Source organism: Flavobacterium sp., assembly GCF_044348915.1.
Lineage (GTDB): Bacteria > Bacteroidota > Bacteroidia > Flavobacteriales > Flavobacteriaceae > Flavobacterium.
The window spans coordinates 1-9010 of the sequence record NZ_JBIKRX010000097.1 but is presented as its reverse complement, the minus strand read 5'-3'; the positions used below and the strand labels follow the sequence as shown (position 1 = coordinate 9010).

Below are 9010 nucleotides of genomic sequence, written 5' to 3'. Positions count from 1 at the left end.
GCATCTTCCTTAAATCGCTTGTTAAATGTTATTGAATTCACACCTATAAATTTCTCCCTTGTACTCATTTGACAAAGGTAATACTATTTTCGTTTTTGGGCGGCCTAAACGCCTATACCTATAAATTTATTTTCTTTTCAGCTAACGGCGCAAAAGAATGGGATCAACAAAGCTAATGATGCCTTAAAAAATGAAACGGCCGTTAGCATACAATCTGGTTATGATGCCTATAAAACAATCGCATTAAATATTTGGGATTATGCCGAATTGGGATACAAAGAAAATAAAAGTTCTACATTGTTACAGACTACATTAAAAGATAATGGTTTTACTGTTGAAGCTGGAGTTGCTGGAATGCCAACAGCCTTTGTAGCCACTTACGGTAGCGGCTCACCTGTTATTGGAATTTTGGCAGAATACGATGCTTTGCCTGGTATATCGCAAGACAATTCGCCAACCAAAACTCCTATCGCAAATAAAACTAGTGGACACGCTTGTGGACATCATTTATTTGGTACTGGTTCAGTAGCTGCGGGTATTGCTATCAAAAAACTATTAGAAACAGGCAAAATAAAAGGCACTATAAAAGTGTTTGGTTGCCCTGCCGAAGAAGGTGGAAGCGGAAAAGTGTTTTTGGTTAGAGCAGGGTTGTTTAACAAAGTAGATGTTGCAATTCATTGGCATCCAGGAAATAAAAATGCAGTATGGTATTGGAGTGCATTGGCTAATAAATCTGCCAAGTTCAAATTTTATGGCATCGCATCTCACGCTGCATCATCGCCTGAAAAAGGACGTTCTGCCCTTGATGCAGTAGAGGCAATGAACAATATGGTAAATATGATGAGGGAACACATACCTCAAGAAACCCGGGTTCATTACGTGATTACCAATGGTGGCAAAGCACCTAATGTGGTTCCTGAGTTTGCGGAAGTGTATTATTATGTAAGGCACCCTGATAAAACGATGGCAGTATCTATTTTTGATAGAATTGCAAAAGCTGCCGAGGGTGCTGCACTAGGGACAGAAACTAAAATGAATTACGAAATTATTGGAGGTACACACGATTTACTCATCAACAAAACGCTTGCGCAAAATATGCAAGATAATTTAGAAAAAGTCGGTGGAGTACAATACACAGCAGATGAAACTATTTTTGCTAAAAAAATTCAAACCAGTTTTTTAGATAAATTTCCTTCTATCGATAATGCAAGTACAATAACACCTCTTCATCTTGAAAATAACCTAGGCTCTACTGATGTTGGTGACGTGAGTTATGCTGTGCCAACTGTTGGCGTATATACTTCAACATGGGTGCCTGGCACAAGTGCTCATAGCTGGCAAGCAGTTGCCTGCGGAGGTACAGATATAGGTATAAAAGGAATGATGGCAGCTTCAAAAACAATGGCATTTACAGCAATTGATTTATTTACAAACCCTGAATTAATAAAAAAAGCAAAGGAAGAATTTATAGAAACAAAAGGCGATTACCAATATAAAGCACTTTTAGGTGATATTCAACCTGCCTTGAATTATAGAGATTGAGATAGACAAAAATACAATCTATTATAAAAATAAATAATTAAAGAATAAATTTAAAATTGAACCGCTTGGAAAATCATTTAGCCTCTACAACAGCATAATGTTGATCCATCAAATACAGCATTGCGGCCATAGTTGCTGCTCCCAATTCTAACTCTCTTTTGTTTACCGCGTCAAAGGTGTCGTTTGCCGCATGATGATAATCGAAATAGCGCTGTGAATCTGGTTTCAAACCTGCTTTTATGATCGATTTAGAAGTCAATGGGGCTATATCAGAGCCACTATGTCCTTTTACAAAACTATGAATTAAATAGGGTTCGAATACACTTTTCCAAGTCACTATTTTATTAAAAACTGCATCGTTACTTTCAATCGAAAAACCTCTAGGCGAAAAACCTCCTGAGTCACTTTCTAGGGCAAAAATGTGATTTTCCTTATTGGCTTGAGCCAATTCTTCATATTTATCTCCGCCTCTTCCGCCATTTTCCTCATTCATAAAAAGCACAACACGCAGCGTGTTTTTTGGCTTATAGCCAATGTTTTTGAAAATATTCGCCACTTCCATACTTTGTACCACTCCTGCCCCATCGTCGTGTGAACCATCGGCAAGATCCCAAGAGTCAAGGTGTCCGCCTACCACCATTATTTTTTCAGGGTGCACACTACCTTTGATTTCCCCAACAACGTTATAAGACACAACATCATCCATTTGCTGGCAAGATTGCTTCAAGTAGAATTTTAGTTTTGGATTCGTTTTCAATGTTTTACTCAACAATTCAGCTGCGTTGGTGCTAATGGCCGCCGTAGGAATGTATTGAGACTTTGGCAGATCTCCATAACTTTGATTTCCTGTATGAGGAAAATCGTCTAGACGCAAATTCATGGACCGAACAATTGTTCCGACTGCACCCAATTTGGCCGCTTCTTTTGCACCTGCATAACGCTGATCCACGCAATTTCCATACGCTTTGAAAGTTTCAATAAACTCAGGTTCCATAGGACGATTATAAAAAACAATCTTACCTTTAATTTTATCTCCCCAAGCTTCTAATTCATTGATACTTTTTACTTCGATTACTTCGGCTGTAAGACCGCTTTTGGGAGTAGCAATGGAACCTCCAAGCGCGCAAACCGGAATGTTAACTTTGGTTTTATTGTCTAAAAAATAAGCAATTTCTTTTTCACCACGAACCCATTTTGGCACCATCATTTCCTGAAGATAGACACGATCAAAACCCAAAGTTTCTAGTTGCGATTTGGTGTATTGAACTGCTTTTTCGGCATTGTCAGAACCTGATAATCGAGCTCCAATGGAATTAGACAAATAGTCCAACCAAGCATAACATTTAGAATTGGTTAAGGATGATTTGTAAATTTCTTTGATGGTTAGTTCCTCTTTAGTTTGAGCAAAAAGTAAAAAGCTGTTTAAAACAAGGAGTAAGGATATGACTGGTTTTTTCATAATTTTTTAAAAGTAATTTGAAATCCAAATATATAAAAAACAAATTGGGTACGACTATAAAAAATAGTAGTACCCAATTATCTCAGTTCAAAACTTAAATCTATAAGTTTTAGGTTTTAAAGGCAGACCTCAAAGGTTTTAAAAACCTTTGAGATCTTTATAAAATTAAAAAGTCTTTATTTAATCGGTTCAAAACTAATCGCTGTTCCGCCACCCGGAGCCAAATTCAATTTGATTTTTGATTTTGAAGTAACTTCGATGGTGCTTATTTTATAAGCGATTGGATTGTTTTTCCAATCGGCATCTTTGGCGTCTTCATAAATGATGGCCTTGTATTTTTTTCCTTTAGTAAGAAAGTCTAATTTAATTTCTGATTTTCGAGCATTTTCATCGGTGATGGCTCCTAGAAACCATTTCTCTGAATTTTTGTCTTTTCGAACCACCGTCAAATAATCCCCTGGCTCTGCTTCAAGATATTTAGATTCTTGCCAATCTACTGCCACATCTTTGATAAACTGAAAAGCATCTGGATATTTCTCGTAGTTTTCAGGTAAATCAGCCGCCATTTGCAAAGGAGAATACATCGTTACATACAATGCCAATTGTTTGGCCAATGTAGTATGAACTTGTTCCGTTTTCGATTTGTTATAATAACTCATTTTGATTTCAAAAATCCCTGGCGTATAATCCATTGGACCTCCGAGCAATCTATTAAAAGGCAAAATAGTTTCGTGCATCGGAGGATTTCCATTGCTCCAAGCATTGAACTCATTACCGCGAGCGGCTTCGGCAGCGATGTAATTCGGATACGTTCTGCTGTAACCTGTAGGACGGGAACTTTCATGAGAATTGACCATCATTTTATAATCAGCAAATCGTCTGGCTACGAAATTAAAATGATTAACCATAGTTTGTCCGTCGTGAAATTCACCACGAGGAATAATTTTACCTACATAACCCGATTTTGCAGCTGGGTAATTGTATTTTTTCATCAACTCGAGCGCACGATCCAAATGTCTTTCGTAATTGGCAACCGAAGCCGAGGTTTCGTGATGCATAATCATTTTGACATTTTTGGCTTTAGCGTAAGCTGTAATAACATCTAAATCGTAGTCGGGATAAGGTGTAGTAAAATCGAAAACATCCTCTTTCCAATTTCCAAACCAATCTTCCCATCCTACATTCCAACCTTCGACAAGAACGCCATCAAATCCATGTTTGGCCGCAAAATCTATATACCTTATGGTGTTTTCGGTGGTTGCTCCGTGCTTACCTGTTGGTTTCAATTGTCCATCAGCAGCATTTTGAGCATTTTGAGAACCTGCATAATCCCAAGTCGATTTTCCTACGTGCATTTCCCACCAAATTCCAACATATTTCATTGGTTTTATATAAGAGGTATCGTCAATTTTACAAGGCTCGTTGAGGTTCAAAATCATCTTCGAACTTACAATATCTCTGGCATCATTGCTCATCATAATTGTACGCCAAGGTGAAACACAAGGAGTGCGCAAGTAGGCTTTGTCCCCAATGGCATTAGGAACCAAATGAGAGATTAATTTATAATTTTTGACGTCCGCATCAAGGTGCATTACCGGATAATTGACTACTGCCGCCTCAAAAATATTAAGGTACAAGCCCGAAGGGGATTTCATCATCAAAGGAGATTGCACCGTGGTTTTTCCTGAAATAGACTTTACTCCGATTCCGTTGTTCAAATTTATTTTTTGAGTGTCAATATCTGAAAATGCAGTTTCATTGTAGACATACTCTTGGCTATCAAAATCACCTGGTATCCAGAAAACTTTGTGGTTATCGGTCAAATTAAACTGAGAAACTTCATCGGCAATGACAAAATAATTCAAGTCTTTTTGGCTTGGAAAATCATATCGAAACGCAAGACCTTCATCAAAAACCCTAAAAACTAGATTCATTTTTATGTTGGTTTCCTTTTGAACCAGCTCAATAAACAGCTCGTTATAGTGATTTACAATGATCGACTGCTCTCCTAAAACGGGTTTCCAAGACTCATTGAAGCTGGAGTTTTTGACGTTAGCTATTTCAAAATTGGTAGTCAAGGCTTTTTTGTCTTTAAGAACAATTCCAAGTGTGCTTTCAGCAATAACGCCCTTGTTGTTGTAATTTACCGCATAAGCAGGTTGTCCCGAAGCTGTCAGTTTGAAATCAACCGCAATTATTGATGAGGGCGATTTAACGTTTTGAGAATACACCATATTCAATACCGAAATTAGAAATAAAGAAAGAAAAATTTTCATCATACTTAATTTTTAGAAGGTCAAATATAATCAACCTCTAGTTGATATTTATGGAGATTAATATTTATTTTAAAGTGGAGTTTATTTTTGAAATAGAATCAAAAAAAACGTCCCTAAAAAGGAACGCTTCAATTATTTTCCATCTACATAATCTTGCAAAAAGCTGAATCTGGGAGTCAGTTTGCCGTTTTCGGTCATTTTGGCTCGTTGCAAAATGCCATCTTTATCTCCGTTGAAAAAGGCTGGAATCACATGTTCCATAAACATTTCTCCAAATCCTTCGCTAGCTTCCCTCGGCAATTCACAAGGTAAATTATCGACAGCCATGACGACAATTGCAGCGGGATGAAAAACATCGACTTCTTTGTTTTCGATAGGAAGATATCCATAAATGGGTTCATCGATAGTAGATGATCTTAGCGTACAAGCAATTGAACTATTGACATCACAGGAAATGTCGCCAACCACTTTTATTTTACAATCTTTAGCATTCAACATTTCACGAGTTAAAATGTCTGGCGCGTCATTGCCGTGAAAATGACCCGAAATATAAATATCCGACACCTTGGTGAAGCGCTCAAAATTGGAAACATATTCTGAAGAATACTGATAAAAATCATTAAAATCTATAACCTGTCCATCTTTACGAATATTATAATCTAAAACATCAATTTGTACATAAACAGGTTGTGTATAGTTTTTTGTCAAATAATTTTCGACCGAAACTTCCTTGATTTTTATAGCATCTAGAATTTCTTTAACTCCGGTTCCCACTTTTCCTGTTCCAGTATTTACAATTTTAATGGGTGGCAAAACCAAGCGTTTCAAATGAGCTATCATATCTTGTTTCCCAGAAAGCGATGCTGCCTTGGGAAGTTTGAACAATTCGAATTTGATTCCAAAAGCGCGAAAACTATTGTAAGCTCCCACATATCCAGCATATTTTCCGAAACCAATCAGCCTACGATTATGCACGTCAACTATAGTTTCATGGTCGTAAAAATCAATATTTTTTTCCAACAGCGCCTGAAGCAATTTGCGGTTATAGGGTTGTTTTTTTACCGTATGCGAAAAAAAGAAATAGGATTTGTTTGGAATTAAATTTTCCACAGGCACCTCTTTTACACCAAAGAACAGATCGCTATCACTAATGTCATTCGTCACTTCAATATTCATATTCTTGTATTCATTGTCTGAAAAAGCTCTAAGATCTGAACTCTCGACCTTGACAGAAACCCCTTGATGCAATTGTTTTAATCTAGCCAATTCATCTGGTGTAAATACCACTCTTTTGTCGGGTGTGGCTTTTCTTTCTTTGATAATTCCGAACTTCATATAATTAAAATAACGATTAATATAACTTTATTGACTGGCATTGTTACAAAAATAACAATAATATTGAATTGTCCTCATTTTTTGATAAATGTTTTAAAAACAAAAACGCTAACCACTGATTTTTAATGCCATACGATTCATTAGCATATGTTAATAAAAATAGTGTTAAGTTTTGAATGGAATATATGCCTAATTAGATTGATTCTATATATTTGCTTTTCTAGCAAATCCTATATGAATTTCATCAAACGCACAAATATACTACAAATAGCAGTCCTCTTTTGGGCCTTAACTTCTTGTTTTAAAGAAAAACCAAAAGAACTAACAGACGCCGAGCTACACAAGGATTCATTACCTGCAATGAAACCTTTAATTCACGAAAATGCCAAACTTAGCTCTGAATATATTTCTACAAAAAAAGAGGAAATAGATGCCTTTTACAGGAAAAACTGGCCGAATAACTCAATGAATGGCGGCTTTCTTGTTGCGAAAAATGGACATGTCCTTTATGAAAAATATGAAGGTTATGCCAACTTTAGAGATAAAACCTATATCACTAGTAACACGCCTATTCATATTGCTTCTGTTAGTAAAGTGATCACCGCAACTGCTGTTTTAAAATTGGTCAATGCCAAAAGAATCGGCTTAGACGATCTAGTCACTGTTTACTTAAAAGAATTTCCGTACCCAAAAGTGACCGTAAGAATGTTGTTGAATCACCGCAGCGGTATGCGCAGTTATGCCTATTTTACAGACCGAGACAAAAGCGTTTGGGACCGACATAACACACTGACCAATCAGGATATTTTAACCATTATGGCTACTAAAAATATCGGTCTAGAACAAAGAACGGGTACTCGCTTTGCATACTGCAATACGAATTATGCCATGTTGGCTTTGATCGTTGAAAAAGTAACAAAGCTTTCTTTTAGAGAAGCACTGAACAAAATAATTTTCAAGCCACTCGATATGACCAACACTTTTGTTTTGGATTTTGACAATGACAAAAAGAAGGTTGCTCCCTCCTATAAAGGCAATAAGGTAGAAATAGGAATAGATTATCTTGACAAAATCTATGGAGATAAAAATGTGTATTCAACGCCAAGAGATTTGCTAAAATTTGAGCGAGGTCGAAATTCTCCTGATTTTTTAGAGCCTACATTGCTAAAGCAGGTCTATACAGGATATAGCAACGAACATCCTGGAAGAAAAAACTACGGGTTGGGAATCCGTATGATCAATTGGGAGAGTGGGAAAAGTTTCTACTTTCATAACGGCTGGTGGCACGGTTTTACGTCTTCTTTTATTACACTGATAGACGAGGATGTCACCATAGTTGCACTATCAAATAAATTTACCAAAAGTACTTATGCAGTTCGGAAATTAGCACCTCTTTTTGGAGAATACCCTTTTAAAGTGGAAGACGAGTGAAAGTACGAATTACGAAGTGGGAAGTTAGAAGTTGGTTAGTTCAAAAAATAAATTGGCATTGAAATTGATATTGCTATTACAATTGGAATCATTCAAAATAATAGTACCTTTGCACTTCTGTAAAAGTTTCTATAGAAATTCAGTTTACCACTGAACACTAAAAACTGATTACTGAATACTATAAAAAAAGGGGTCGACTGGTTTTGACAGCAAGTCGAATTGAAAAGTAAGCACGTCGAGAACTGGGACAATTCTCGTAAATAAAAGGTTTCAAAACACATACACGGCGAAGGAAACTACGCTCTTGCTGCATAATCTGAATTATAGTAAGATTAGCCTCGTCCTACCAGGTAGGAAAGCAGGATTCATCTCGAAAGCTCTGGTTTATAGCGGTCGATAAAGATGAATCGTAAATTTAAACCTAGATTTCCACAAGCTTCGGGTGGATTTCGAAATTAAAGAAGCTAAGCAAAGAGCGGTTGTTCCTGACCTAACTCCGAGTCGAAAACCCAATCAGGAAATAAGCGTGTAGAAAGTTTTTTAGTTGCTTGTTTGGACGGGAGTTCGACTCTCCCCGACTCCACAATTCACAAAAATAAAATACCTTAACTGCTTATTTTTCAAGTAATTAAGGTATTTTTAATTTAAAATCTGTATTATTTCTGTATTGTCAATATTTAGATTCTAATTCATCGTTGATTCGTTGAATTTCTTCCCTTAGTATTGCTTCTTGACGTTCAGGTGTTATTTCTCTATTACCAATATCAGGAATATTGAAAAAACTTGCTGGTGCGGTTTCAATTAACAAATCGGTTGCTTTTAGCTGTGGAATTACAAACTTGGAAAAAACGGTCAAATTGACCACCCATTTCCAGTGCAAATTGACCACCAGTTTCGGAGCAAACTGACCACCTAATTTCGGTCTAAATTGACCACCCAAAAAACTCCAGCTTTTTTTCATGTTGTT

At 36.6% G+C, this 9010-nt stretch carries 6 protein-coding genes and 1 other RNA gene; 3 read left to right on the top strand and 4 right to left on the bottom strand.

Features of this window, described 5'->3' with window-relative positions:
• Positions 1 to 114: 114 nt before the first annotated feature.
• Positions 115 to 1542, top strand: a complete 1428-nt coding sequence (locus tag ACIQ1E_RS12565; protein WP_396171651.1) for an amidohydrolase — start codon at positions 115 to 117, stop codon at positions 1540 to 1542.
• 73 nt (positions 1543 to 1615) lie between these two features.
• On the opposite strand, the gene ACIQ1E_RS12560 is transcribed toward ACIQ1E_RS12565, so the two are convergent.
• The 3 genes from ACIQ1E_RS12560 to ACIQ1E_RS12550 form a co-directional block, all read right to left on the bottom strand.
• Positions 1616 to 3001, bottom strand: coding sequence for a M28 family peptidase (locus ACIQ1E_RS12560; protein WP_396171649.1), 1386 nt, complete (start codon positions 2999 to 3001; stop codon positions 1616 to 1618).
• 176 nt (positions 3002 to 3177) lie between these two features.
• A complete protein-coding gene (locus tag ACIQ1E_RS12555; protein ID WP_396171650.1) occupies positions 3178 to 5277 on the bottom strand; it encodes a glycoside hydrolase family 97 protein in 2100 nt (699 codons plus the stop codon).
• Positions 5278 to 5409: 132 nt separating this feature from the next.
• Positions 5410 to 6612 carry an NAD(P)-dependent oxidoreductase gene (locus ACIQ1E_RS12550; RefSeq protein WP_396171648.1) on the bottom strand — a complete coding sequence of 401 codons (1203 nt, stop codon included), beginning with the start codon at positions 6610 to 6612 and terminating at the stop codon, positions 5410 to 5412.
• Between the two features lie 234 nt (positions 6613 to 6846).
• On the opposite strand from ACIQ1E_RS12550, the gene ACIQ1E_RS12545 reads away from it, so the two are divergent.
• Both ACIQ1E_RS12545 and ssrA read left to right on the top strand, forming a co-directional pair.
• Positions 6847 to 8043 (top strand): serine hydrolase domain-containing protein, encoded by a 1197-nt coding sequence (locus ACIQ1E_RS12545; protein WP_396171647.1) that lies wholly within the window; start codon positions 6847 to 6849, stop codon positions 8041 to 8043.
• 189 nt (positions 8044 to 8232) lie between these two features.
• Positions 8233 to 8629, top strand: a transfer-messenger RNA (tmRNA) gene (gene ssrA / locus ACIQ1E_RS12540).
• A gap of 84 nt (positions 8630 to 8713) precedes the next feature.
• Here ssrA and ACIQ1E_RS12535 read toward each other — a convergent pair.
• A partial coding sequence (locus ACIQ1E_RS12535; RefSeq protein WP_396171646.1) for a hypothetical protein occupies positions 8714 to 9010 on the bottom strand: 297 nt, incomplete at its 5' end.